At 71.5% G+C, this 24,933-nt stretch carries 23 protein-coding genes, 1 tRNA gene and 1 riboswitch; of the genes, 6 read left to right on the top strand and 18 right to left on the bottom strand.

Annotated elements, in window-relative coordinates:
* Positions 1-16 precede the first annotated feature (16 nt).
* Positions 17-100: transfer RNA gene (locus C1703_RS15840), tRNA-Leu, on the bottom strand.
* Between the two features lie 417 nt (positions 101-517).
* Here C1703_RS15840 and C1703_RS15850 point away from each other — a divergent pair.
* Together C1703_RS15850 and C1703_RS15855 are read left to right on the top strand one after the other, a co-directional pair.
* Positions 518-1,288, top strand: coding sequence for an ABC transporter ATP-binding protein (locus C1703_RS15850; protein ID WP_114253390.1), 771 nt, complete (start codon positions 518-520; stop codon positions 1,286-1,288).
* 38 nt (positions 1,289-1,326) lie between these two features.
* Positions 1,327-3,855, top strand: coding sequence for an ABC transporter permease (locus tag C1703_RS15855; RefSeq protein ID WP_114253392.1), 2,529 nt, complete (start codon positions 1,327-1,329; stop codon positions 3,853-3,855).
* Between the two features lie 64 nt (positions 3,856-3,919).
* Here C1703_RS15855 and C1703_RS15860 read toward each other — a convergent pair whose 3' ends face one another.
* From C1703_RS15860 to C1703_RS15900, 9 genes are all read right to left on the bottom strand, one after another.
* Positions 3,920-5,212, bottom strand: coding sequence for a cyclopropane-fatty-acyl-phospholipid synthase family protein (locus tag C1703_RS15860; protein WP_114257438.1), 1,293 nt, complete (start codon positions 5,210-5,212; stop codon positions 3,920-3,922).
* A 169-nt stretch (positions 5,213-5,381) separates the two neighbouring features.
* Positions 5,382-6,770 carry an NAD(P)/FAD-dependent oxidoreductase gene (locus C1703_RS15865; RefSeq protein ID WP_114253394.1) on the bottom strand — a complete coding sequence of 463 codons (1,389 nt, stop codon included), beginning with the start codon at positions 6,768-6,770 and terminating at the stop codon, positions 5,382-5,384.
* A 432-nt stretch (positions 6,771-7,202) separates the two neighbouring features.
* Complete coding sequence (locus tag C1703_RS15870) at positions 7,203-8,144, bottom strand: Ppx/GppA phosphatase family protein (protein WP_114253397.1); 942 nt, start codon at positions 8,142-8,144, stop codon at positions 7,203-7,205.
* The gene (locus C1703_RS15875; protein ID WP_114253399.1) at positions 8,141-8,740 is read right to left on the bottom strand and encodes a DUF501 domain-containing protein; all 600 of its coding nucleotides are present in this window, start codon (positions 8,738-8,740) and stop codon (positions 8,141-8,143) included. The genes C1703_RS15870 and C1703_RS15875 overlap by 4 nt, the downstream gene beginning before the upstream one ends.
* A 65-nt stretch (positions 8,741-8,805) precedes the next feature.
* Positions 8,806-9,282, bottom strand: coding sequence for a septum formation initiator family protein (locus C1703_RS15880; protein ID WP_114253401.1), 477 nt, complete (start codon positions 9,280-9,282; stop codon positions 8,806-8,808).
* Positions 9,283-9,384: 102 nt separating this feature from the next.
* Positions 9,385-10,665 (bottom strand): phosphopyruvate hydratase, encoded by a 1,281-nt coding sequence (eno, locus tag C1703_RS15885; protein WP_114257439.1) that lies wholly within the window; start codon positions 10,663-10,665, stop codon positions 9,385-9,387.
* Positions 10,666-10,957: 292 nt separating this feature from the next.
* Entirely contained in the window at positions 10,958-11,641 is a 684-nt protein-coding gene (locus tag C1703_RS15890; RefSeq protein ID WP_114253403.1) for a transglycosylase family protein, read from the bottom strand.
* A gap of 4 nt (positions 11,642-11,645) precedes the next feature.
* Positions 11,646-11,812: riboswitch (cyclic di-AMP (ydaO/yuaA leader) on the bottom strand.
* Between the two features lie 228 nt (positions 11,813-12,040).
* Positions 12,041-13,033: a transglycosylase family protein gene (locus tag C1703_RS15895; protein WP_114253405.1), complete on the bottom strand. Its 993-nt coding sequence runs from the start codon at positions 13,031-13,033 to the stop codon at positions 12,041-12,043.
* A gap of 181 nt (positions 13,034-13,214) precedes the next feature.
* Positions 13,215-14,474, bottom strand: coding sequence for a cytochrome P450 (locus C1703_RS15900; protein ID WP_114253407.1), 1,260 nt, complete (start codon positions 14,472-14,474; stop codon positions 13,215-13,217).
* 115 nt (positions 14,475-14,589) lie between these two features.
* Here C1703_RS15900 and C1703_RS15905 point away from each other — a divergent pair, with 115 nt between their 5' ends.
* Positions 14,590-14,973: a hypothetical protein gene (locus C1703_RS15905; protein WP_114253409.1), complete on the top strand. Its 384-nt coding sequence runs from the start codon at positions 14,590-14,592 to the stop codon at positions 14,971-14,973.
* 45 nt (positions 14,974-15,018) lie between these two features.
* On the opposite strand, the gene C1703_RS15910 is transcribed toward C1703_RS15905, so the two are convergent.
* The 7 genes from C1703_RS15910 to C1703_RS15940 form a co-directional block, all read right to left on the bottom strand.
* Complete coding sequence (locus tag C1703_RS15910; protein ID WP_114253411.1) at positions 15,019-16,032, bottom strand: nucleoside triphosphate pyrophosphohydrolase; 1,014 nt, start codon at positions 16,030-16,032, stop codon at positions 15,019-15,021.
* A 66-nt stretch (positions 16,033-16,098) separates the two neighbouring features.
* Positions 16,099-16,749 carry a SurA N-terminal domain-containing protein gene (locus tag C1703_RS15915; RefSeq protein WP_114253413.1) on the bottom strand — a complete coding sequence of 217 codons (651 nt, stop codon included), beginning with the start codon at positions 16,747-16,749 and terminating at the stop codon, positions 16,099-16,101.
* Positions 16,750-16,890: 141 nt separating this feature from the next.
* Positions 16,891-18,399 (bottom strand): serine/threonine-protein kinase, encoded by a 1,509-nt coding sequence (locus tag C1703_RS15920; RefSeq protein ID WP_269803229.1) that lies wholly within the window; start codon positions 18,397-18,399, stop codon positions 16,891-16,893.
* A gap of 38 nt (positions 18,400-18,437) precedes the next feature.
* Positions 18,438-19,082: a hypothetical protein gene (locus C1703_RS15925; protein ID WP_114253417.1), complete on the bottom strand. Its 645-nt coding sequence runs from the start codon at positions 19,080-19,082 to the stop codon at positions 18,438-18,440.
* A gap of 178 nt (positions 19,083-19,260) precedes the next feature.
* Complete coding sequence (locus C1703_RS15930) at positions 19,261-20,004, bottom strand: N-acetyltransferase (protein WP_114257440.1); 744 nt, start codon at positions 20,002-20,004, stop codon at positions 19,261-19,263.
* Between the two features lie 114 nt (positions 20,005-20,118).
* Entirely contained in the window at positions 20,119-20,838 is a 720-nt protein-coding gene (locus tag C1703_RS15935; protein ID WP_114253419.1) for a DNA alkylation repair protein, read from the bottom strand.
* A 50-nt stretch (positions 20,839-20,888) separates the two neighbouring features.
* Positions 20,889-21,665 (bottom strand): HNH endonuclease family protein, encoded by a 777-nt coding sequence (locus C1703_RS15940; protein ID WP_232840498.1) that lies wholly within the window; start codon positions 21,663-21,665, stop codon positions 20,889-20,891.
* Positions 21,666-21,843: 178 nt separating this feature from the next.
* Here C1703_RS15940 and C1703_RS15945 point away from each other — a divergent pair, with 178 nt between their 5' ends.
* A complete protein-coding gene (locus C1703_RS15945) occupies positions 21,844-22,029 on the top strand; it encodes an antitoxin (RefSeq protein WP_114253423.1) in 186 nt (61 codons plus the stop codon).
* Between the two features lie 195 nt (positions 22,030-22,224).
* On the opposite strand, the gene C1703_RS15950 is transcribed toward C1703_RS15945, so the two are convergent.
* Positions 22,225-23,166: a hypothetical protein gene (locus C1703_RS15950; RefSeq protein ID WP_232840499.1), complete on the bottom strand. Its 942-nt coding sequence runs from the start codon at positions 23,164-23,166 to the stop codon at positions 22,225-22,227.
* Between the two features lie 134 nt (positions 23,167-23,300).
* Between C1703_RS15950 and C1703_RS15955 the strand changes: the two genes are divergently transcribed.
* Positions 23,301-23,903 (top strand): TetR/AcrR family transcriptional regulator, encoded by a 603-nt coding sequence (locus C1703_RS15955; protein ID WP_114253425.1) that lies wholly within the window; start codon positions 23,301-23,303, stop codon positions 23,901-23,903.
* A 279-nt stretch (positions 23,904-24,182) separates the two neighbouring features.
* On the top strand, positions 24,183-24,911 hold the full coding sequence (locus tag C1703_RS15960) for an SDR family oxidoreductase (RefSeq protein WP_198678184.1): 729 nt from the start codon (positions 24,183-24,185) through the stop codon (positions 24,909-24,911).
* Positions 24,912-24,933 lie beyond the last annotated feature (22 nt).

The raw sequence follows: 24,933 nt of genomic DNA on the forward strand, positions 1-24,933 counted from the left end.
CACAGGGATCGGAAGGTGCCCGGAGCCGGACTCGAACCGGCACGCCCGCGAAGGGGCAGCGAGGTTTAAGCTCGCCGTGTCTGCATTCCACCATCCGGGCAGGCCATGGGCTCCGCATCGAGGTTCCGAGACTATCGGGACGGGTCCCCCGAACAGCGGAAGGGCGGACCGATGTTGTCTTATTTTATTGACGTCTGAGGGTGCATCAGCACACGGAACGCGCCATCCGCACTTGCCAATAGCCTTACGCGCGGCCGTCGGCCGTGTATGCGGAATGACGGAATTTCACCGCCCGAACGAGGGCACTCCACCTGTTCTCGACACGACGCGCACGCGGCCTCCGACAACCGGGGCCCCTCAGGGGTGTTCGTCATCCCCAGGTATGACACTGCCCGGCTGGGTCAGCCCGCAGTCGGCCCCCGGAACCGGAACAACGGGTGACTACACGGCGGTGTGGGACCCGGACGATGGAACACGTCCTTCCCCAACACCGTCGTCCCGTCAGGAGTGCCATCCCGTGACCACCGCATCCCTCGCCGACCGGGCCACCACCGTGGCCGCGCGCGCCACGGATCTGTCGAAGATCTACGGACAGGGTGAGACCCAGGTGGTCGCCCTGGACCGGGTCTCCGTCGACTTCCGGCAGGCCGAGTTCACCGCGATCATGGGCCCGTCCGGCTCCGGCAAGTCGACCCTGATGCACTGCGTGGCCGGTCTCGACACCTTCTCCTCCGGGTCCGTGCGCATCGGCGAGACCGAGCTGGGCTCCCTGAAGGACAAGCAGCTGACCAAGCTGCGCCGGGACAAGATCGGCTTCATCTTCCAGGCCTTCAACCTGCTGCCGACCCTGACGGCCCTGGAGAACATCACCCTTCCGATGGACATCGCCGGCCGCAAGCCGGACAAGCAGTGGCTGGACTCCGTCATCGGCATGGTCGGCCTGGCCGACCGGCTGGGCCACCGGCCCTCCCAGCTCTCCGGCGGCCAGCAGCAGCGCGTCGCCGTGGCCCGGGCGCTGGCCTCCCGGCCGGAGATCATCTTCGGCGACGAGCCCACCGGAAACCTCGACTCGCGCTCGGGCGCCGAGGTGCTGGGCTTCCTGCGCAACTCCGTGCGGGAGCTGGGCCAGACGGTGGTGATGGTGACCCACGACCCGGTGGCCGCCGCCTACGCCGACCGGGTGATCTTCCTGGCGGACGGACGGATCGTCGACGAGATGTACCGCCCGACGGCCGAGTCGGTCCTGGACCGCATGAAGGAGTTCGACGCCAAGGGCCGCACCAGCTGATCCCCCGTCAGGACCGACAGGACTGAGAAGAAGAACCCATGTTCCGTACCGCCTTGCGCAACGTGCTCGCGCACAAGGCCCGGCTCCTGATGACCGTGCTCGCCGTGATGCTCGGCGTGGCCTTCGTGTCGGGGACCCTGGTCTTCACCAACACCATCTCCGACGCGTTCCAGAAGAGTTCCGCCAAGGGCTTCGACCAGGTCGACGTCGCCATGACCGCGGAGTACCAGGACGCCGAGGGCGACCGGGTCGGCAAACTCCACGAACTGAACCAGGCCGTGCTCGACAAGAGCGAGCGGGTGCCCGGTGCCGCGTCCGCCATCGGGGTCGTGCAGAACTTCACCGCCATCGCCGACAAGGACGGCAAGCTGATCGGCGCGGGCTTCCAGTCGCAGGGCGGCAACTACTGGGGCACCAAGGACCCCCGCTACCCCCTGGTCAGCGGGCACGCCCCCAAGGGCCGAGGCGAGATCCTCATCGACTCCGCGACGGCGAAGCGCGCCGGCTACAAGGTCGGTGACACCGTGCGCATGTCGGTCGACGGACCGGTCCTGACGCCGAAGATCACCGGCATCTTCACCACCGACGACGGCAACGTCGCGGCCGGCGGCAGCCTCACCCTGTTCGACACCGCGACCGCCCAGAAGCTGCTCGGCAAGCCGGGCGTCTACGACCAGATCGTCGTCAAGGCGAAGCCCGGCGTCTCGCAGAGCGCGCTGAAGGCGGAGCTGGACAAGGCGCTGCCGAAGGGGACCGTCTCGACCACCACCGGCAAGCAACTCGCCGACGACCAGGCCAGGTCGATCGCCGAGTCGATGAGCGGCATGCAGACGGCCCTGCTGGTCTTCGCCGGCATCGCCCTGTTCGTCGGCACGTTCATCATCGCCAACACCTTCACCATGCTGGTCGCCCAGCGCACCAGGGAGCTGGCGCTGATGCGGGCGGTCGGCGCCTCGCGCCGGCAGGTGACGCGGTCGGTGCTCATCGAGGCGTTCGTGGTCGGCGCCGTCGCCGCCGTGGCCGGTCTGCTCGCGGGCATCGGCATCGGGGCCGGACTGCGCTCCCTGATGGGCACGTTCGACGCGACCGTCCCGGACGGGCCGCTGGTGATCAAGCCCGCGACGATCGTCGCCGCGCTCGCGGTCGGCATCCTGGTGACCATGCTCGCGGCGTGGCTGCCGGGCCGCCGGGCCGCGAAGATCCCGCCGGTGGCCGCCATGAACAGCGTGCACGCCAAGGCCACGACCAAGTCGCTGGTGCTGCGCAACACGCTGGGCGCGCTGGTCTCGGCCGCGGGCGTCGCGGTGGTCCTGGTCGCCACGACCATGGACGGCTCGGACGGCCAGGTGCCGATGGGCCTCGGCGCGGTGCTGCTGATCATCGGCGTGTTCATCCTGACGCCGCTGCTGTCCCGCCCGCTGATCGCCGCCGCGGCGCCGGTGCTGCGCGCCTTCGGGGTGTCCGGCAAGCTGGCCCGGCAGAACTCGGTGCGCAACCCGCGCCGTACGGCCGCCACCGCCTCCGCGCTGATGATCGGCCTGACCCTGATCACCGGCATGACGGTGATGGCGGGCAGCCTGCAGCAGGCCATCGAGAAGATGGCGTCGGCGTCCATCAAGGCCGACTACGTGGTGTCCATGGCGAACGGCAACCCGCTGTCGCCGGACGTCGAGAAGAAGCTGAAGCAGGCCGGTGACGTCACCGCCACCAGCCCGATGCTCAACGCCGAGTCCCGGATCGACGGGCGGAGCGAGTACCTGACCGGTGTCAACGGCGCCGCGCTCGGCGACCTGATCGGCCCGAAGGTCGACGACGGCTCCCTCAAGGTCGGCGGCACGGACGTCGTCGTGGACAGCGAGACCGCCAAGTCCTACGGCTGGAAGGCCGGTTCCGGCTTCACCGTCTCCTTCGAGGACGGCAAGAAGGAGCGGCTGACGGTCGCCGGGACCTACGAGAGCAACGACTTCCTGCGCGGCATCCTGCTCGACGAGAAGACCCTCGCCCCGCACGTGGCGGACCCGTACAACATGAAGGTCATGGTGAAGACCTCCGACGGCACCTCCGGCGCGGTGCAGGACGAGCTGGAGAAGGCCCTCGGCACCAACCCGGCCATCAAGGTGCAGTCCAAGGACGACATCTCCAACGAGATCGCGCAGATGTTCACCCTGATGCTGAACATGGTCTACGGCCTGCTCGCCATGGCGGTGATCGTGGCGGTCCTCGGCGTCATCAACACCCTGGCCATGTCGGTCTTCGAACGCTCCCAGGAGATCGGCATGCTCCGCGCGATCGGCCTGGACCGCAAGGGCATCAAGCGGATGGTCCGCCTGGAGTCCCTGGTGATCTCGCTGTTCGGCGCGGTGCTGGGCATCGGTCTCGGCGTGTTCTTCGGCTGGGCGGCCGGGGAACTGCTGGCCTCCAAGATGGCGACGTACGAGCTGGTCCTGCCCTGGGCGCGGATCGGCGTCTTCCTTCTGCTGGCCGCGACGGTGGGCGTCCTCGCGGCGCTGTGGCCGGCCCGGCGCGCGGCGCGGCTGAACATGCTGGAGGCGATCAAGGCCGAGTAGCGGACGACCGGACACCAGGAGGGCCCCCTTTCCCGCCGCCGGGAAAGGGGGCCCTGTTTCGTTCTCAGTTCCAGGTGCGGGCGCGCAGCGGCATACCGGACTCCCCGGACTCGGGGGTGCGCACGGCCAGGACCTGGTTGACGCCGATGCGGTTGTGCTCGAAGGCGAGCGCGGAGGCCGCCATGTACAGGCGCCAGACGCGGGCGCGGCCGGGGCTGGTGAGCCGGACGGCGCGCTGCCAGTCGGCCTCCAGGCGGGCGACCCACTGCCGCAGCGTGAGGGCGTAGTGCTCGCGGATCGACTCGACGTCGCGCACCTCGAAGCCGGCCCGCTCCAGCAGGGTGACGGTGCTGCCGACGGGCTGGAGCTCGCCGTCGGGGAAGACGTAGGAGTCGATGAACGCGTCGACGCTGTACGTCGACTCGTCGCGCTGCGGGCGGCGGGCGATCTGGTGGTTCAGCAGCCGCCCGCCGGGCTTGAGCAGGTCGTACAGGTCGGCGGCGTACCCCAGGTACCGGTCGGCGCCGACGTGTTCGGCCATGCCGATGGAGGAGACGGCGTCGTACGGCCCGTCGCGGACGTCGCGGTAGTCCTGGACGCGGATCTCGACCTTGTCGGTGAGTCCCTCGTCGGCGACGCGCTTGCGGGCGTAGGCGGCCTGCTCCTGGGAGAGGGTGACGCCGACGACGCTCACGCCGTGCTCGCGGGCGGCGTGGATGGCCATCGAGCCCCAGCCGCAGCCGACGTCGAGCAGCCGCTGACCGGGCTTCAGGCCGAGCTTGCGGCAGACGAGTTCGAGCTTGTCGCGCTGGGCCTGTTCGAGGGTGCTGTCCGGGGCGGGCCAGTAGGCGCAGGAGTACACCATGGACGGGCCGAGGACGATCTCGTAGAAGTCGTTGCCGACGTCGTAGTGGTGGCTGATGGCGCGTCTGTCGGTGCGCTTGGTGTGCAGGTGGCGGCGGGGGCTGCGGGCCTCCTCGCGGGGCGGTGCGGGCGGCAGCGGCGGGCCGGCGAGCTTGACGAGTCCGCGTACGGCGGCGCGGACCTCGGGGTCGCGCAGGGCCTGGGCGAGGGTGCGGGCGTCCTCGCCGCGCTCCCAGATCAGGCCGGCCAGCACGTCGAGCGTGGTGTAGAGGTCGCCCTCGATGTCGAGATCGCCCGCCACCCAGGCGCGGGCCAGGCCCAGTTCGCCCGGCTTCCACAGCAGGCGGCGCAAGGCGCGGCGGTTGCGTACGACCAGGGTCGGCGCGCCCGGCGGGCCCGCCTGCGAACCGTCCCAGGCGCGGATGCGCACCGGGAGCGGTGCTCCCAGCAACTGTGTGAAGAGGCCCTGCAGCCGCGGCGCGGCGTCTGCCATGGTGTACACCTCCGTGACGGGGAATCCCGGAATGTCCGACACCACGTAAACACCTGCGGGGCTTCGGCGCAGTCCCCGGCACGCGTCATGTCTGGGCAAAACACGCCGGAGGGCCTCCCGCACCACGGATGGCGGGAGGCCCTTCGTCAGGCGGAAGTCCGACCGGAGGTCAGGAGGCCTTGGCCTTCTCCTCGGTCTTCTCCTTCGGCGCGGCGGCGACCGGGGCCGGCTTGGCGGCCTCGTAGAACTCCTCGCGCGGCGTCTCGATGGCGCCGAGCGAGACGACCTCGCGCTTGAGGAACATGCCGAGGGTCCAGTCGGCGAAGACGCGGATCTTGCGGTTCCACGTCGGCATCGCCAGGCCGTGGTAGCCACGGTGCATGTACCAGGCGAGACGGCCCTTGAGCTTGATCTTCATCTTGCCCATGACGATCATCGCGACGCCCTTGTGGAGGCCGAGGCCGGCCACCGCGCCCTTGTTGGCGTGCGCGTAGTCCTTCTGCGGGAAGCCCCGCATGCCGGACAGGACGTTGTCGCCGAGGACGCGGGCCTGGCGCAGCGCGTGCTGGGCGTTCGGCGGGCACCAGGCGTTCTCGTTGCCCGCCTTGCGGCCGACCAGGTCCGGGACCTGGGCGTTGTCGCCCGCCGCCCAGATGTAGTCGGTGCCCTTGACCTGGAGGGTCGTCTCGCAGTCGACGTGGCCGCGCGGGCCGAGGGGCAGGCCGTAGCGGGACAGGACCGGGTTGGGCTTGACGCCGGCGGTCCAGACGATCGTGTTGGAGTCGACCTCGAGGCCGTTCTTCAGCACCACGTGGCCGTCGACGCAGGAGTCCATGGAGGTCGACAGGTAGACCTCGACGCCGCGGCCCTCGAGGTGCTCCTTGCCGTACTTGCCGAGCTTGGGACCGACCTCGGGGAGGATCTTGTCGGCGGCGTCGACCAGGATGAAGCGCATGTCCTCACGGGACACGTTCTTGTAGTACTTGGCCGCGTCGCGGGCCATGTCCTCGACCTCGCCGATGGTCTCCGCACCGGCGAACCCGCCGCCCACGAACACGAACGTGAGGGCCTTGCGGCGGATCTCCTCGTCCGTGGTGGAGTCGGCCTTGTCGAGCTGCTCGAGGACGTGGTTGCGCAGGCCGATGGCCTCCTCGATGCCCTTCATGCCGATGCCCTGCTCGGCGAGGCCGGGGATCGGGAAGGTGCGGGAGACCGCGCCGAGCGCGATCACCAGGTAGTCGAAGGGCAGCTCGTAGGCCTCGCCGACCAGCGGGGAGACCGTGGCGACCTTGCGGTCCTGGTCGATGGTGGTGACCCGGCCGGTGAGGACCTCCGCCTTGGGCAGCACGCGTCGCAGCGGGACGACGACGTGGCGCGGGGAGATGTTGCCGGCGGCGGCTTCGGGGAGGAAGGGCTGGTAGGTCATGTACGACCGGGGGTCGACGACCGTGACGGTCGCCTCGCCGTAACGCATCTTCTTGAGGATGCGCCGAGCTGCGTACAGGCCTACGTACCCACCGCCTACTACGAGGATCCTGGGACGCTCCGTGGTGCTCATGCCATCGAGTATCCACCCGCTTCAGGGGGGTGGCTCGTGCGCCCCTTCACAAGCTTGCACAGGGTGTGTGCTATCCTCCGCGGCCCGCGTGATCCACGTCATGGTGACAACCGGGATCCTTTGTGCACCCCGGACCGTTGTCAATGCCGCGTGAGCTGCCTCTCTGGGGGGAAAGAGCCCCTGTGAGCCCCTCCGGGGGTCCGGTTCCGGGCTCCTTCCCGGACCCCTCCATACCATGCTTCTGAACATGTTCAAAGGACCGTTCGGCCCCCGGACGGGTCAACGCGGCCCTTCTCGTCGCCCGGGAGGGCCGAATTCCTTGTGAAGAACTTCACGAACTTTTCCGACGGGCTGTCGCCGAGGGGCCCCCGAGGGCCCCTCGAACGCGCTCATTCGTGATCCATGCCTGCTCAGAAGCGGGCTGGGCAGGGGCTAGGCCACCGACCAGGCGATGCCGTCGAGGATGTCGTGCTCGCTGACGACGACCTCCTCCGCGCCGATCCGCTCCATGATCGACAGGAGGACGAGGGCGCCCGCCCCGATCACGTCGACCCGGCCCGGATGCATGGACGGCACGGCCGCCCGCTCGGCGTGCGTGGAGCGCAGCAGCCACTCGGTGATCTCGCGGACCCGCTCGCGGGAGACCCGGGAGTGGTGGATGGCCTGCGAGTCGTACTCGGGCAGCTCCTGGGCGATCGCCGACACGGTCGTCACGGACCCGGCGAGGCCCACCAGCGTCCGCGCCTCGCGCAGCGGGACCGTCTCCTCGGCGAGGTCGAGCGCGGCCTCGATGTCGGCCCGCATCGCCGCGATCTGCTCCTCGGCCGGGGGGTCGCTCACCACGCCGTCCCGGACCAGGTGCCTCTCGGTCATGCGGACGCAGCCGATGTCCACCGACCGGGCCGCCCGGACCTGGTCCTCGCCGACGACGAACTCGGTCGAGCCGCCGCCGATGTCCACCACCAGGTAGGGCTTGGGCAGGTGGTCGCGCCCGGCCAGCTCCTTGGTGGCGCCGGTGAAGGAGAACTCGGCCTCCTGGTCCCCGGAGATCACCTCGGGCTCGACGCCCAGGATGTCCAGCACCCCGCGCACGAACTCGTCCCGGTTCTCGGCGTCCCGGGAGGCGGAGGTGGCCACGAACCGCAGCCGCTCCGCCCCGTGCTCCTTGACGATCCCGGCGTACTCGCGGCACGCCGCGAAGGTCCGCTGGAGCGCCTCGGGGGCGAGCCGGCCGGTGCGGTCGACGCCCTGCCCGAGCCGGACGATCGTCATCCGGCGGTCCAGGTCGACGAGCTCGCCGGTGGCCGGGTCGGCGTCGGCGACCAGCAGCCGGATGGAGTTCGTACCGCAGTCCACGGCGGCGACACGGGTCACTTCCCCTCCTCCTCGACCGGCTTGACGGCGAAGTGTCCCGAGTCCGTACCCTCCACCTGCCATCCGTCACCGCCGGGCGGCCCGGGGGGCGTCACGCAGGCGCCCTTGCGCCACCACTCCGGCAGCATGGCCAGCGCCTCGTCGCCCAGCGGGTTCACCCCGGGGCCCGCGGCCAGCGAGTGGGCCACCAGCACGTGCAGGCACTTCACCCGGTCCGGCATGCCGCCGGCGCTGGGGAAGTTCTTCAGCTCCTCGATCTCGTCACGGCGCCGGATGTAGTCCTCGTGCGCCGCCCGGTAGGAGGCCGCCAGCTCCGGGTCCGAGGCCAGCCGCTCGGTCATCTCCTTCATCACGCCGTTCGCCTCCAGCGTGCCGATCGCGGAGTTCGCCTTCGGGCACGTCAGGTAGTACAGCGTGGGGAACGGCGTGCCGTCCGGCAGCCGCGGGGCCGTCTCGACGACGTCGGGCTGTCCGCAGGGGCAGCGGTGCGCGATGGCCCGCAGGCCGCGCGGGGGCCGACCGAGCTGCTGCTTGAAGGCCTCGACGTCCGCGTCGGTGGGCTCGGTGCGCGGAGTGGTCGGCGGGGGCGTTTCCATGACTGTCTTCAGGCTGTCTTTCTCTGGGGTCACGTTTTCTGGGGTCACGTTTTCCGGGGTCACATCTACTGGTCGGAGGCGTCGGACTTGTCGACCCCGTCCCAGATGTTCGCGTACCAGGGGCGGTCGGCCGCCCCGAGGTCGGCGTGCGACTGCTTCGCCGCGTGCGGATCGACGACGATGAACCCCGTCTCCCCCGGCATGACGTAGTGCAACCGCTGCCGGATCTGCTGCTCGGCGTAGGCGTCGTCCTGCCAGCGCGCCTTCATGTCGCGCAGCCGTTCGACGCGCTGGCGGGCCTGCTGCTGCTCGCGCTGCAGGTCGTCGATCTCCGCGCGCTGGGAGACGTACTCCCGCATCGGGTAGGCCAGTGCCACGATCAGCGAGCACATCACCAGCGCGAGCAGCGCGGCCCGGCCGGTCAGCCGGGAGCGGCGGGCCTGCCGCTTGGTCTGGGAGCGGTAGACCCGGGCCGCGGTCTGCTCACCGAGCAGCCGGATCCTGGTCGCGGTGGAGAACCGGTCCCGGTCCTTCACGGCCATGTGTCCGCCTCCCGCTCCGCCGTCATACGCGCGTACGTCCCCGGACACGGTACGGGACCGGGTACGGGGACGTACGTACGACGCTGCTACTTGCGGGTCGGGTCAGCCCTTGAAGCGCGGGAAGGCCGAGCGGCCGGCGTACACCGCCGCGTCGTCGAGGATCTCCTCGATGCGCAGCAGCTGGTTGTACTTGGCGACGCGCTCGGAGCGGGCCGGGGCGCCGGTCTTGATCTGGCCGCAGTTGGTGGCGACGGCCAGGTCGGCGATGGTGACGTCCTCGGTCTCGCCGGAGCGGTGGGACATCATGCACTTGAAGCCGTTGCGCTGGGCCAGCTCCACGGCGTCCAGGGTCTCGGTCAGGGAGCCGATCTGGTTGACCTTGACCAGGAGCGCGTTGGCCGCGCCCTCCTCGATGCCGCGGGCGAGGCGCTCGGGGTTGGTGACGAACAAGTCGTCGCCGACGAGCTGGACCTTGTCACCGAGCTTGTCGGTGATGGTCTTCCAGCCCTCCCAGTCGTCCTCGAACAGCGGGTCCTCGATGGAGACCAGCGGGTACGCCTCGACCAGCTCGGCGTAGTACTCGGTCATCTCGGCGGCCGAGCGGGTCTTGCCCTCGAAGGTGTAGGAGCCGTCCTTGTAGAACTCGGACGCGGCGACGTCGAGCGCCAGGGCGATCTGCTCGCCCGGGGTGTAGCCCGCTTCCTTGATGGCCTCGAGGATGAGGTCGAGGGCCTCGCGGTTGGAGCCGAGGTTCGGGGCGAAGCCGCCCTCGTCGCCGAGGCCGGTGGCCAGGCCCTTGCTCTTCAGGACCTTCTTCAGCGTGTGGTAGACCTCGGCGCCCCAGCGCAGCGCCTCGGAGAAGGACTCCGCGCCGATCGGGGCGATCATGAACTCCTGGATGTCCACGTTGGAGTCGGCGTGCGAGCCGCCGTTCAGGATGTTCATCATCGGCACCGGCAGCAGGTGCGCGTTCGGGCCGCCCAGGTAACGGAAGAGGGGGAGGTCGCTGGCCTCGGAGGCGGCGTGGGCGACGGCGAGCGAGACGCCGAGGATGGCGTTGGCGCCGAGGGAGCCCTTGTTGTCGGTGGCGTCCAGGTCGAACATGGCCTGGTCGATCAGGCGCTGCTCGGTGGCGTCATAGCCGACCAGCTCCGGGCCGATCTGCTCGATGACCGCGAGGACGGCCTTCTCCACACCCTTGCCGAGGTAGCGGTTCGAGTCGCCGTCGCGGAGCTCGATGGCCTCGAAGGCGCCCGTGGAGGCGCCGGACGGGACGGCGGCACGACCGGTGCTGCCGTCGTCGAGGCCGACCTCGACCTCGACCGTGGGGTTGCCTCGGGAGTCCAGGATTTCCCGGGCTACGACGACGTCGATGGACGGCACGAGCATCTCCTTCTTCATGTGACGCGGGTACGCGGGTCGCGTGGACCCGGCGAGGTGCGGGCCGTGGTGGCTCGCGACATGAGCCTAACCGGCTCCGGGCGATCGGCCACCGGGTCGCCCACCCCATGGACAGAACCGAGAGTAAATTGTTTCCGAACGGAACAAAGCGGGGTTGCAAAGACCGGCCGAAAGATCGGACGGAGAGCCCCGGGCAGAAATGACCCCGCCCCGGCGCGTACGGGGGAACACGCGCCGGGGCGGGGAGCCCGTGGGGACGGGGACGGGCCGCTGCTTACTTCAGGTGCAGCTGCTGGCCCGGGTAGATGAGGTTGGCATCGGTGACGATGTCCTTGTTCAGCTCGAACAGCTTCTCCCAGCCGCCCTCGACCTTGTGCTCGGTCGCGATCGAGCTGAGGGTGTCGCCCTTGACGACCTTGTACTCGCCGTCGCCCTTCTTGACCTTCTTGCCGGTCGGCGTGGTGACGGTCTTCTGGCTCTTCTGGGTCTGGGCCGGGCGCTCCTCGGAGCGGGAGGCCGCCTGCTGGTCGGTCTGGCGGGTCTCCGTGGAGCCGCTGCTCTGCGTGGAGCCGCCGCCGGTGTAGCCGGCGCTCGACAGGCCCTTGCCGCAGACCGGCCAGGCACCCTTGCCCTGGCTCGCGAGGACCTTCTCGGCGATCTCGATCTGCTGGGCCTTGGTGGCCTGGTCGGCGGTGGAGGCGTACTTGGTGCCGCCGTAGCCGGACCAGGTGGAGGCGGAGAACTGCAGACCGCCGTAGTAGCCGTTGCCGGTGTTGATGGACCAGTTGCCGCCGGACTCGCACTGGGCCACGGCGTCCCACTCGGAGGCGGTGGCGGCGGAGGCGTTGCCGGCCGCCATCAGCGGGGCGGCGACGGCGGCGCCGGCGACACCGGCGACGGCGATGGCGCGAGTGGCCTTGGACGGACGACGGTGCTTGCCCTTGCCGGAAAACAGCATGGATGGATCCCCTCACCGACGCCTGCGAGGTGAGCTGTCGGGTTCGGGCCGGTTGAGTTGCCCGGCCGCGTCCCTCCCGGGACGCGGCTTCACCCCAAGCCCTTCCGGCACAACTGTCCGGTCGGGCGCCTACCTTGGGTCCCCCGCTCCTGCCTACGGCGCTTGACGCGACGACTGTTCCCGTGCGGCCGCTGGCAGGATTCGGCGTTGCGGCAGCCGGGGCTCGCGGTGGCGAGCGGTCATGACCGTAGGCACGTGATCGCCGGAATTTCAAAGACGATCAGGGCTTCTGAGATCTATCTCTCACCGCACTTATACGGGACATTCGCCGCGAAACATGACGCGAACTCGCGCGGTTTCGGGGTGACTTCCGCCGCCGTTTCCGCTCTGCCCCACCGGCTACCGCTCGTCCGCTTCGACCCCTACCGTGAGCCTCTGACCGGGGCGGATGAGGTTCGGGTCGGTGCCGACGGCGTCCTTGTTGCCGGCGTAGAGCGCGTGCCATCCGCCGCTGAGGTCAAGGGAGTCGGCGATGGACCAGAGACTGTCGCCGACGCGGACGGTGTAGGAGCCGTCCGCGGCGTCGCGAGAGGCGTCGCCGCCGCGCGAGGCGTGCCGCCCCGTGGACTCGTCCGTACGGCCGTTCGCGGGCTCGGCTTTCTCGTCGGCGCTGGGGCCGCGGTGGCGGCCGGAGCCGGTGTCGGTCGGCGCCGAAGAGGTGTCGTCCTGCCGCGAGTTGCCCGACTCGCCGCTGCCGGAACCGGCCGAGGGGGAGCTGCCGGGCTCCCGGCTCTTCGGTGCGGAGTCCCCGGAATCGGATGACTTGTCGGAGTTGGCCGGTTCGTCCTCCGACGTCGACGGTGCGTCAGGAGACGCGGACGTCGAGGGGGACGAGGAAGGGGTCGACGAGGAAGGAGTCGACGAGGAATCCGGCTCGATGGAGTCGAGCAATCCGGGCGAGTCGGTCGGACCGGACGAGTCAGATGACTCGGATGAGTCCGATGTACCCGATTTCGAGTCCTGCTGGAGGCCGGAGAGCAGTCCGCAGGTGCGCCACGCGCCGACCCCCTGGTCGGCGAGGATTCTCTCGGCCACGGATATCTGCTGGGAGCGGCTGGCCAGGTCGGCGCTCGCGGCGTAGTCGAGGCCGCCGTAGTTCTCCCAGTCCTCCTGGGACAACGCGAGGCCGCCGTAGTAGCCGTTGCCGTTGTTCTGGCTCCAGGCGCCGCCGGTCTCGCAGTCCGCGACCCGGTCCCAGGTCGTACCGTCGGCCGCGCTGGCGCCGGAGGCCCCGAGGAGGGGGATCGCGATGGCGGAGCCGGTCACTCCGGCCGCGACGAGGAGAGCCGGAGCCTGGCGGGGGCGACGGTGCCGACCGTTCCCGGAGAGCATACGGAGACCTTTCGCGAGACAGCAGTGACCGGCGCGGCGCAGGAGCCCGGGCCGCGCTGATGGGTGAACGTATCGGCAGACGATCACTTGTCACAAGTTCATGCCGCGCAGATCACGTGAAGATCACAGGTCTGACGGCGTGTCATGTTTAGCCGGTCGCTCCGCTGGTGAAGGCGGGCTGTCACGCCGGGGTGAACTCCACGGGCAGGGTGCGCAGCCCGCGCATGATGAGGCCGCCGCGCCACCTCAGGTCGGCCGGGTCCGCCGCGAGCCTGAGGTCCGGGAGGCGGGTGAGGAGGGTGGCGAGGGCGGTCTGGCCCTCCAGGCGGGCGAGCGGGGCTCCGAGGCAGTAGTGGATGCCGTGGCCGTAGCCGAGGTGCTGGTTGTCGCGGCGGGAGAGGTCGAGCAGGTCCGGGTCGGCGAACCGCTCCGGGTCCCGGTCCGCGGCGGCCAGGACGACGAGGACCGGATCGCCCGCGTCGATGTGCTGCCCGCCGATGGTGAGCGGCTGCGTGGCGAACCGCCAGGTGGCGAGTTCGACGGGGCCGTCGTAGCGCAGGAGTTCCTCTACGCCGGTCTCCAGCAGGTCCCGCTCCCCGGCCGCGAGGGAGGCCTGGAGGCGGGCGCGCTGCTCGGGGTGGGTGAGCAGGGCGTAGGTGCCGTTGCCGATGAGGTTGACGGTGGTCTCGAACCCGGCGAACAGCAGGATGAACGCCATGGCGGCCGCCTCGTTCTCGGTGAGGTGCTCACCGTGGTCCGAGGCGCGGATGAGACCGGAGATGAGGTCCTCGCCGGGGACGGGTTCGGCGGGCAGGGCCTCCCGCTTGCGGTGGATGAGGTCGGCGAGGTAGCCGCGCATCTTCTTCACGGACCGCGCGACGCCGCCCCGGGGGCCGCCCTGGTGGCGGATCATCATGCCCGCCCAGTCTCGGAAGTCGTCCTGGTCCTCGCGGGGCACTCCGAGCAGGTCGCAGATGGCGTAGATGGGGAGCGGGAAGGCGAACTCGTGGATCAGGTCGGCGGACCCCTGCGCCGCGAACCCGTCGATGAGACCGTCGGTCAGCTCCTGCACGCGCGGCGCGAACTCGGCGACCCGGCGGGGCGTGAACGCCTTGGACACGAGCCGCCGCAACCGGGTGTGGTCCGGCGGGTCGATGTTGAGCAGGTGCGTCATCAACTCGGCCTTGCGCTCACCGGGGATCCCGGTCTTGCCCTTGGCGTGCGCGGGTTCGTCGTGGTGCGCCGGGTTCTTGGAGAGCCGGTTGTCGGCGAGGGTCTGCTTGGCGTCGGCGTACCGCGTGACCAGCCAGGCCTCCACACCGCTGGGCAGCCGCGTCCGGTGGACGGGGGCGTGCTCGCGGAGCCAGGCGTAGGCGGGGTAGGGGTCGGCCGCGAACTCCCACGAGAACAGTTCGGGCACCCCGGGCACGTCATGTCGCATGCGACGACCCTACGCAGGGCCGGCGGCGCCCCGGACCCACCGGCCACCGCTGTCAGCGGCCGCCCCTACGCTCGCCGCGTCGAGACAGCAGAGGGCTGGACGAAGGAGGGCCGGGATGCTGGAAGGCGTGCTGATCGCGGAGAGCCTGCGGGTGGGGGCCGAGTTGGCCGGTGTCCCGCTGCGCGTCACGAGGATCACGAGGGTGGAGGTGGAGGACGCGGCGGCCGGGCAGCCACGGCAGTGGACCCTGCTGGACTTCGCCGCGGAGGAGGCCGACGCCGGGGCGCTGGCCGAGCGGCTCGCCGCCTGTCTGTCCCCGACCGGCGGCTGGTACGTCAACTACAACACCGCCGCGGAGGCGTTCGTGGTCTTCGCCGGCCGGGTCTTCCGCTATCCGCGGGGGCAGGATCCCCGCGGGCGGGCGGAAGGGCGCCGGCAGGCGCGGGCCCACGCGCGCTCGCTGGGGATCCCGGAAGGGCAGCTGGACTGGCAGGACTGACTCAGGGCCGGCCTGCCGGGCCCTTTGTCAGGGTCGTCAGGGTCGTCAGTCCCGGCCCTCGGTCTCCCTGATCGCGTCCCGGTAGGCGCGGGCCGCCGCTCTCAGGGCTGCCTCCGGGTCCACGCCCTCCGCCTCGGCGCGGACCGCCAGGGCCAGGAGGTCGTAGCCGATGCCTTCGACGGGCGGGAGCGGTATCTCCAGCCCGGCGGTGCGGGCGCGGGAGGCGAGCTTGGCGGCGAGGGCCAGGCCGGGCTGGCCGAGCGGGATGCCCTCGGTGATCGAGGAGCGCTGCTTCTCGACCGCCTTGGTGCGCAGCCAGTGCTCCTTGACCTCCTCGGGGGTGGTGGCCGTCGCGTCGCCGAACACGTGCGGGTGGCGGTGGATCAGCTTGGCGACGATGCCGCCGGCGACGTCGTCGATGGAGAAGGGGGCGTCCAGGTCCTCCTCGGCGATGCGGGCGTGGAAGACGACCTGGAGCAGGACGTCACCGAGCTCCTCGCGCAACTCGTCGCGGTCGCCCTCCTCGATCGCCTCGACGAGTTCGTACGCCTCCTCGATGCCGTACTTGGCGAGGCCCTTGTGGGTCTGCTGGGACGACCAGGGGCATTCGGCGCGGATGCGGTCCATGACCTGGACGAGGTCGAGGAGACGGGCGCCGGGCAGGTCGTAGGAGGCGGGCAGCAGCTCCAGCTCGGGCATGGAGACGCGGCCGGTGCCGGCGAGGCGGGCCAGGCCGTCCGTCAGGGCCGGCTCGCCCTCGCCCGTCGCCACGACCACCACCGTGCGCCCGCCGGCGCAGGCGTCGACCAGCTCCTGCGCGGTCGGGGACGCCTCGTCGACCGTGATCCCGGCCTCGCGCAGGTACGGCAGCTGCGGGTGCGCGCCGTCCGCGCACAGCACCTGGTCGGCCGCGTGCAGGGCCTGCCAGGCGGGCCAGGACAGCAGGCCGGGGGCGACGCGGTGGCTGGTGGTGAGCAGGACGACGCGGCCGGGGGCGGCGGCCGCGCCGGGGGCGGTCTGCTCGGGGCCCGGGGTGGCTTCGGAGCTGTTGGCGTTCACGGTTCGAAGCTATCCCACGGCGCCGACACTGCCGGAAGTTGTCCACAGCCCCGGCGGGCGGGTGTCCTACATGGGCTGCTGCTGCGTCTGTGCCGCCGTCACGTCCCGCACCCACGGAGTCCTGGCGTCGGCGCGGCTGCTCTTCTGGACGTCCCAAGTGCCGTAGCGCGGGTTGAGGTCGACCTTGAGGTCCTTGGAGGCCTTGGACAGGGCCTTCCAGAACTCGGGGCGGTTGGTGTCGGTGCCGAGCTTCTCGGCGAGCTTCTGGGCCTCCAGCTGGAGGCGGAGGTTGTCGTCGAGGCGCTGCGGCGGGATGCCGTACTGCTGCAGCCAGGTCGTTTCCAGCGCCTTGGCTCCGCCGGCCTGCTCCTCCAGGGCGGATCGCATGCCCTGGATCTCCCGGCGGGTGACGGTCACCCCGGCGTCCTCGGCGGCGCGGTGCAGTACCCGGTCGAGGACCATGGTGTGCAGGGTGTCGCGGGTGAGGGTGCCGGTCCTGGCGATGGCCTGCTGGTACTGGGCGTCGTTCCGCACGGCCGCCCGCTGGGCCGCGCGGACCTCGCCGACCCGGTCCTCCAGCTGGGAGACGGTGATCCGCTGCCCGCCGACCACGGCCGCCGCGCCAGGATGCGCGTCGTTGCCGCAGGCGGTGAGCAGGGGCGCCGCTGCGGCGATCGCGGCGGTGAGGACGAGCGCGGTGCGACGGCGGCGGTGCAAGGGGACCTCCCGAGGAGATTGTGCGACGGTGCACAAAGTCTTGCGGTGATCGATGGTAGGCAGTGGCCAGGCTCTGGCCAACCCATTCGACCAACGATTCACCGGGACTTCCGGCACCGCCGCGCCGCCCCGGCGCTGCCGTCAGCCGCGGACCTGCCCCAGCCACTGCAGCGTCCTGCGGATCTCCGCGCCGAGCGGGTGGCCGGGCCCGTGGGTGCGCTCCACGTCGTGCAGCAGCCGGGCCAGGGTGTCGTGGGCGGCGCCGCGGTCGCCGAGGGCGAGCAGGAGGTGGCCGATGCGGCGGCGGATGTCGTGCGCGAGCTCGGGGCCGCCGGCGGCGACGTACTGGTTCTCGTAGTACGGCAGCACGGCCCGGTACTCGGCGAGCGCCGCGGCCGGCTCGCCCAGCTGTTCGAGGCATTGGGCGGCCTCGTAGCGGAAGCGCAGGGACTGCGGGTCGGCCTGGCCCGCCTCGGCGGCGCGTTCGTCGGCGAGGCGGCGCAGCTCGGGCAGGGCGCGCCGGAACTGGCCGTCGTCCAGGAGGGTGGCCGCGTACTGCTTGCGCAGGGTGCGCACGACCGGGGAGTGCTCGCCGTGCTGTTCGGCGGCGGCGGGCAGGATCGCGCCGAGGATGTCGACGGCCTGGGTGATGCGGCCCTCGCCGAGGAGCCGCTTGACCTCGTCGATAGCGCGGGCGATGTCCGTCTTCCCGGCGGTTCCGGCTGTCCCGGCGACGGGCGCGGCGGGCGGCGCGGGCTGGGGCGCCGGGGTGCGGGCCCGGTCCGGCCAGGGGGCGTGCGGGCGCAGGAACGGGCGGGTGGGGTCGAGGGCTGCCCCGGTGGGTGCCCCGCGCGCGGGCAGGAGCTGCTCCAGGTGCTCGTAGACCTCCTGCGCGGAGGCGGGCCGGTGCTGCGGGTCCTTGGCGAGCAGGCGCAGGACGAGGGTCTCCAGGGCTTCGGGGACCTCGGGGCGGATGCGGCGCACGGGCAGCGGGGGCTCGTACAGGTGCCGGTGCAGGACGCCGAGGGCCGTGGAACCGGAGAAGGGGACGTCGCCGCTGAGCAGTTCGTGCAGGACGACGCCGAGTGCGTACAGGTCCGTGTACGGGCCGACCGCGCCGCCCATCGCCTGCTCGGGGGCCATGTAGGCGGGCGAGCCGATGGGCGTGCCGGTGTGGGTGAGGCGGGTGGTGTCGGCGTCCATGACGGAGGCGACGCCGAGGTCGAGGACGGTGACCGTGCCGTCCTGCTTCACCATCACGTTGCGCGGCTTGAGGTCGCGGTGGACGATCGGCACGGCGTGCACGGCGCTCAGCACGGCACACAGTTGCGCGGCGACGGCGACCGCCCACGGCCAGGGGTACGGGTCGTGCTCGGCGAGATGGTCGGAGAGGTCGGCCCCGTCGACGTACTGCATGACGAGGAACAGCTCCTCGCCCTCGCTGCCCGCGTCGTGGACCGTGACCAGGCCCGGGTGGTCGACCTGCGCGGTGACCCGGCACTCGCGCACGAAGCAGCGGCGCAGTTCCTCCGCGTCCTGACCGGCCACCTTGTCCGGGCGCAGCAGTTTCACCGCCACGCGCCGGTCGAGCCGCTGGTCGTACGCCGTCCAGACCTGTCCCATGCCGCCCTGCCCGACGAGCGCGGACAGTTCGTAGCGGCCGGCGACGACACGTCCTGCCGCCACGGTCACCTGCCGTCCTCGTGGTGGCCGTCCCGCCGGCCCTCGCCTTCGTGCCGGCGCAGGTAGTCGCTGAGCTCGTCGAGTTCGGCGCGTACCTGGTCGATGCGGGCGGGCGAGGGACGCTGGGGGGACGGCGGCGGCTGGACCGGGCCGGGGCCTGGGGGCGTGGCGTCGCGGGGGACGGGTGTGTGCGGTCCGGGGGGCTGCGGGGCGGGGGGCTGCGGGGCGGGCGTGGTCGTGGGGGCGTAGGGCGGCGCCGGGTGCGGGTAGCCGTACGCGGAGTGGACGGTCGGCGCGTGCGGCGGCGCGTAGCCGGCGAACTGCCGCTGCTCGCTGTGGTGGGCGATGTCCACGACGAGGAAGTAGACGCCGGCGCCGGCGCCGATCAGGAGGATCACGGCCAGCGCGATGTCGGTCCGCACGTCGCTCTCCGGCAGCGCCCCGACCACCGCGAAACACACGATGGACAGGGGCAGGCTCGCCCAGGCCAGCACCCAGTCGAGGACCCGTCCGCGCAGGACGGCCACCCGGAACAGCGGTACGCAGGCCAGCAGGCCGCACGTGAGGAAGCCGGCGGCGGCGAACAGCACGCGCAGGGAGATGACCGTTGCCGCGCTGCGGGGAGGCGGCGCCGCGCCGTGGCCGTACATGACTGCTCCTGGACCGGTGTAGCCGATAGGACGGATGTGCGAGTGACGTAGCCCGATGGGGAATCCGAGCGTATAGCCCGACACGGACAACCGGTTACGGGTTGTACCGAACCGTTGTCGTCCTGATCACTTCGCCCCCACGGCACGTCCGCGCGGCCCCGGCCGTACCGCCCGCGCCTCACAAGGGATGGCGCATCCACACGTTGGGTTCGACGTACACGGCGTACCCGCGGGCCGCCTCGCAGCGCACCGGCACCAGGGCGCCGGGCACGACGATGTCGCCCTCGGTGTCGAAGGGCAGCCCGGTCCAGCGGCGCCAGTCCGCCAGCGGGGCGGCCACCGTCATGGACGCCGGGGCCACCGAGTCGATGGTGGCCCCGGCCCGGGCGTGCACCCGCAGCCACGGGTCCTGGGGCAGGCCGTCGGGGCGGACGCGCCGGGCGTACTCCTCGATGGGCGTGTGCGGTTCGAGGTGCTTGGCGTTGGGGCGGACGGGGGCGACGACCTCCTTGAAGCCGAGGGCGCTGGCGTTGTCGCGCATGGCCGAGAGCATCACCGCGGACAGTCCGCGGCCCTGCGCGTGCGGGGCGATGGAGACCGAGATCGCGCTGACGGTGTCGGGGCGGACACCGCGGCGCAGGTCCGAGAAGGCCCATACGAGAACGGTGTCCCAGCCGTTGCCCGGCAGTGTGCCGCGGCCCTCGGCGCCGAGAGCGAAGGGCACGCTGTAGGCGCTCGCGACGACCTCGCCCCGCTCGTCCTCGGCGAAGAGGACGTACTGCGGGAGTTCGGTGGCGATCCGCGGGTAGTGCGCGGCGCCCACGGGGTCCTGGATGACGAACTCCGGCCAGGTGTCCGCCATCCCGACGACCCGCTCCAGCATGTCCGGGCGGTCGGCGAGGCTCGATATCTTCGTCTGCATGCGGTCACGGTAGGTGCGGGAGCGGAGCACCGGGAATCGAATTACCGGGCGGGAGAACCGGTCCCCCTCGTGGCCGGAAGGGCGGCTCGGTGCGCGTCCCCTCATACCGCGTTCTCAGGAACCGCGCCCGCTCGCCGTTCTCACGAACCGCGCCCGCTCGGCCGCCGGGAGCAGCTCCGTCGCGTAGCGGACGGTGACGCGCGGCAGGTCGGTGAGGTGCTGTTCGAGGAACGTCACCAGCAGGGGCGCGTCCCGGCGGCCGATCTCGCGCAGCATCCAGCCGAGCGCCTTGTGGATCAGCGGTTCCGGGTCGCGGCACAGGGCGCGCACCAGATGGAGGGTCGTCTCGAAACGCCCTTCGCGGATCAGCGCCAGTGTGGCGACGACGGCGATCCTGCGGTCCCAGAGCCGGGACGAGGCGGCCAGTTCGTCCAGCACGTCCAGGGCGTCCTCGGGCCCGTCCACGAGCCACGGCCCGAGAACGACGTGGGCGGAAGCGTCCACCAGGTCCCAGTTGTCCACACACCCGGTGCGCGCCAAGTAGAAGTCGACCAGAAACCGACGCTGCGCACCTCGGGCCGTTCGCATCCGCTCGGCCAGCACCAGCACTCCGGCCAACCGCTCCTCGTGAACACGGCCGCGCAGCAGCGCGTCCACGTCCTCCCACGCCAGCTCCCGGTGTGCCTGGGCCAGTTTGCGCACCACGGGCACCCGCACACCGAGCAGTTCGTCACCTGCCGGCGGCCGCAGCACCCGGATCTGCTGGATTTTGACGTCCGGCTCCGCCCTGTCCCGCAGCGCGCTCCGCAGGGCCTCCAGCTCATGGGTCGTCATGTCGGCGGACGGTAGCGCAGGACGGGTGGGTCGATCCGGGTTCTCCTCTCTCAGCCGCCGCACTGCCGCAGCATCATCCGCTTGTCGGCGTCGGTCACGGGCAGGTCGTACTTCAGTGACACCTGGGCGAAGCGCACCGAGTAGGAGCAGCGGATGCTCTTGTTCGGCGGCAGCCAGGACGCCGGACCGGAGTCTCCCTTCGCGCTGTTGGTCGGCCCGTCCACCGGGACGAGGTTGAGCGGGTCGTTGGCGATGGCCTCCCGCTTGTCCTTCGTCCAGCGCGACGCGCCCATCTGCCAGTCGTACGACAGCGGCATGACGTGGTCTATCTGGACCTTCGTCGCACGGGACTTGGTCCACTCGATGACCTTCCCGGTGTACGGGTCGTGCAGTGTGAGGGAGCTGACGACGCAGTCCGAACCCGAGCGGAAGCGAAGGTTCTCGCCGTCCCTCCGCAGCAGGTCGTTCCGTGTGTCGCAGCCGTTGTGGGAGTAGGGGACGTCGCGGGGCGCCGAATCCATCCAGGCGTAACCGAACTTGTCCCGTTCGTAGCCGGTGCGGGGGCCGCGTCCCTTGGTCGCCACTTTCTCGATCAGAGCCCGGGCACTCGCCCGGTCCGCGGTGGCCGTGATCGCCGCCAGCCCCGGCTTCGTGCCGTCCGGGTTGTCCAGCGGGCTCACCGCCCGGCCGTTGCCGTCGGCCGGGGCACCGGAGCCGGAGGGTCCGCCGCCGTCCGCAGGCGGGGTCAGTCCTTCGCAGCCGGCCAGCGTCGCACCGGCGAACACCATCGCGGCAACCGCTGCCGCCCCGCCCCTCAGACGCCTCACCGTACGCCCCTCCCCTGCTTGCCTGTTGCGCTGCTTGCCCGTTCCGCCCGGGCTCGGGCGGCTGCGCCTGGTCCCACGGTAGCGAGGGAGAGGTACAGACCACACCGGGCCCTAAATGGGCATACCTCGCATGTCACGCGTATCGTCGGTTCTGAGTCACCCCCGGAAGGAGTTCTGCATGGGCATCTTCGACAAGTTCAAGAGCCAGGCGCGGAACAGGGGCAAGCAAGGCTCCGACACCGCGGAACAGAAGATCAACGAGAAGACCGGCGGCAAGTACGAGGACCAGGTCGACACCGGGCAGCAGCGCGTCGAAGGCTCGCTCGGCATGGACCGCGACCGCGAGCGGCCCGACCAGCAGTAAGGCCTCCGCCAGCGCGGGGCCGCCCGCGGGGACACACCTTGGGCGTCAGCTCCTGTGTCAGCTCCAACGCCCGCCCTGCGGGCGGCTTCCCCTGTCCGGACATGACCGCCCGACGCCCTCATCCGGCCTCCCGGCCTCCCGGCCTCCCGGCCTCCCGGCCTCCCGGCCTCCCGGCCAGGCTGCTTCGGGCTTGCCTCAGACCTTGCCTATGCCCAGCGTCGTCTCCGAGGGCAGCAGGCCCGACCCCAGGACCGCGACCCAGTAGTCGCCCAGCAGGCCGGTGAGCCGGTCGACGCCGTCCGGGCCGAGGGACTGCCAGGGACCGGCGGCCAGTTGGTCGGTGTGGCGCTCCACGCGGTGGCGCAGGGCGCGCCCCGCCTCGGTGGCCGTGCCGTCCACCTCGACCAGGCCCCTGGCGGTGAGGCGGTCGCGGGCGGCCGCCCATTCGCCGGGGCTCCAGCCTCGGCTTTCGAAGCGTTCCACCGACGCGGCACCTATCGCGGCGAAGGAGACGAGCGACTCCACAGGATCCAGGCCCGCCAGGAGCAGGGCCGCGAGATGGCCGTCGCCGCGGTGCTCGCGCAGGATCGTCGCGGCGTGCCACAACTGCAGGTGCGGGGCCTGCGGCCAGGGCAGCGCGGCGTTGGCGGCGGCGAGCGGGCGGGCGGCCGGGTCCGCCGCCTCGGCGGCGCGCCGGGCGAGCGCGGCGGCCTCCGCCAGCTCAGGGCTGTCCACCCCATCCCCGAAGAGGGCGCGGTAGGCCCGGTCGACCGCTCGCGTCCTCGCCTCCAGCACGGCGCCCGGGCTCGCGATCCGCCACGCCGGCCCGACATGCTCCGCGACCATGCGCGGGCTGAAGCTGTAGAAGGCCGAGGCCACCCGCTGCGGGCCGGCCTCCCCCAAGGGGGCTGCGCGGTACGGGAAGTAGCTCGGCCAGCGCTCCCGTGTGTCGAAACCCAGGGCGGCCGCCTCCTCGAAAGCCTCCGGTGCGTAGTACAGCACCGCGTGCAAGGGCTCCAGCAGATGCCACAACTGCCGCACGCGGGCCGGCTCCACGCTGCCGCCCTGCGGCGCCGCACCCTCGCCGTTCTCGCTGACCTGCGACGTCTCGCCGACCTCGCCGACCTGTTCCGGCATGGCGTGCCTCCACTCTCGTCCGCCCCCTCGGCACGAGACCGGACGGCACCCGATCCCGCACAACTTGACAATGACAAGATTGCCTCGACCGCCCCCAACTTGTCAATGGCTAGATTCCGCGTACGCTCCTGACCATGAGCTCCAGCAAGGCATCAGCGGACGGCAAGGGCACCGCGAACCGTCCGTACCACCACGGCGACCTGCGCCGCGCCATCCTCACGGCCGCCCTCGACGCCATCGCGGTGGACGGTCCGTCCGGGCTGAGCCTGCGCGACCTGGCCCGTCGCGCGGGCGTCTCGCACGCCGCGCCCGCCCACCACTTCAAGGACCGCGCCGGGCTGCTCACCGCGATCGCCGCCGAGGGTTTCGGGCTGCTCGCGACCGCGCTGCGGGAGGCGGCGGACCTGAAGCAGGCGGGCGTGCGCTACGTACGCTTCGCGCGTGAGCACCCGGCGCACTTCCAGGTGATGTTCGCCCCCGAGCTGCTGCGCGCCGGCGATCTGGAGCTGACCACGGCCCGGGCCCTCGCCTCGGACGCCCTGCGCGAAGCCGTCACGGCGGTGCCGCCGGAGGGCCGGGGCGCCGACGCCCGCCTGGCCGGTGTCGCCGCCTGGTCCCTGGCCCACGGCTTCGCCACGCTGCTGCTCAGCCACAACCTGGACGGCCCGGTGGGCGACCGGGATCCCGAGGAGGTGTTCCGCGAGCTGGCGGAGATGCTGTTCCGGCACGCCGAGTAGCGGCGGCCGCGCGCCCGGGGCTGGGCGCCGTGGCAGGCGAACGGCCGCGGGGACACCGTCGTCCCGCGCTTGACCTTGACGCTGGCGTCAAGGCCCGACGATCCCCGCATGGACTCTCCTAACGCGAACCCGAACCGGACCTCGACCTCGAGCCCGACCTCCACCCCGACCCCGACTCCGCCCTCGAACTCGACCCCGAGACCCATCTCGACGAATCGGCGCGGGACTTCGCCGACGACACCCCGAACCGAGACGCCCCGAACCGAGACGCCCCGAACCGTGCTGGTCACCGGCGCCGGTACGGGCATAGGCCGTGCCACCGCCCGCGCCTTCGCCGACGAGGGCGCGCACGTCGTGGCCGTGGGCCGCCGCGCGGCGCCCCTCGCCGAGACCGCCGCCCATGACCCGTCCCGTATCAGCCCGCTGGTCGCCGACCTCACGGCCGACGACGGCCCCGAGACCATCGTCCGCACGGTGCTCGACCGGCACGGCCGCATCGACGTGCTGGTGAACAACGCCGGAATCGTCACCACCCAGTCCTTGCGCACGTACACGCGTGCCGCTGTCGAGCCCCAGCTCGCGACGAACCTCCTCGCACCGGTGCTGCTCGTCCAGGCCGCGCTCCCGGCGCTGGAGGAGAGCCGCGGTGTGATCGTGAACGTGACGACCTCGGTGGGGCAGCGGGGCTGGCCCGGCAACTCCCTGTACGCGGCGGGAAAGGCGGCCCTGGAGGTCCTCACGCGCAGTTGGGCGGTGGAGCTCGCGCCCCTGGGGATCCGGGTCGCCGCCGTGGCGCCCGGTGCGATCGACACTCCGATCGCCGACCACTCGGGCCTCACCCCCGAGCAGCGTGCGGCGATCCGCGCGTGGCAGCTCGATCACACGCCGCTCGGCCGGATCGGCCGCCCCGGGGAGGTGGCGTGGGCGATCACTCAACTGGCCTCGCCGGGGGCGTCGTTCGTCACCGGTGTGGTGCTTCCGGTGGACGGCGGCGCGGTCGTCGGCTGAGACTGGCGCCCATGGCAGCACC

The organism is Streptomyces sp. Go-475 (assembly GCF_003330845.1).
Lineage (GTDB): Bacteria > Actinomycetota > Actinomycetes > Streptomycetales > Streptomycetaceae > Streptomyces.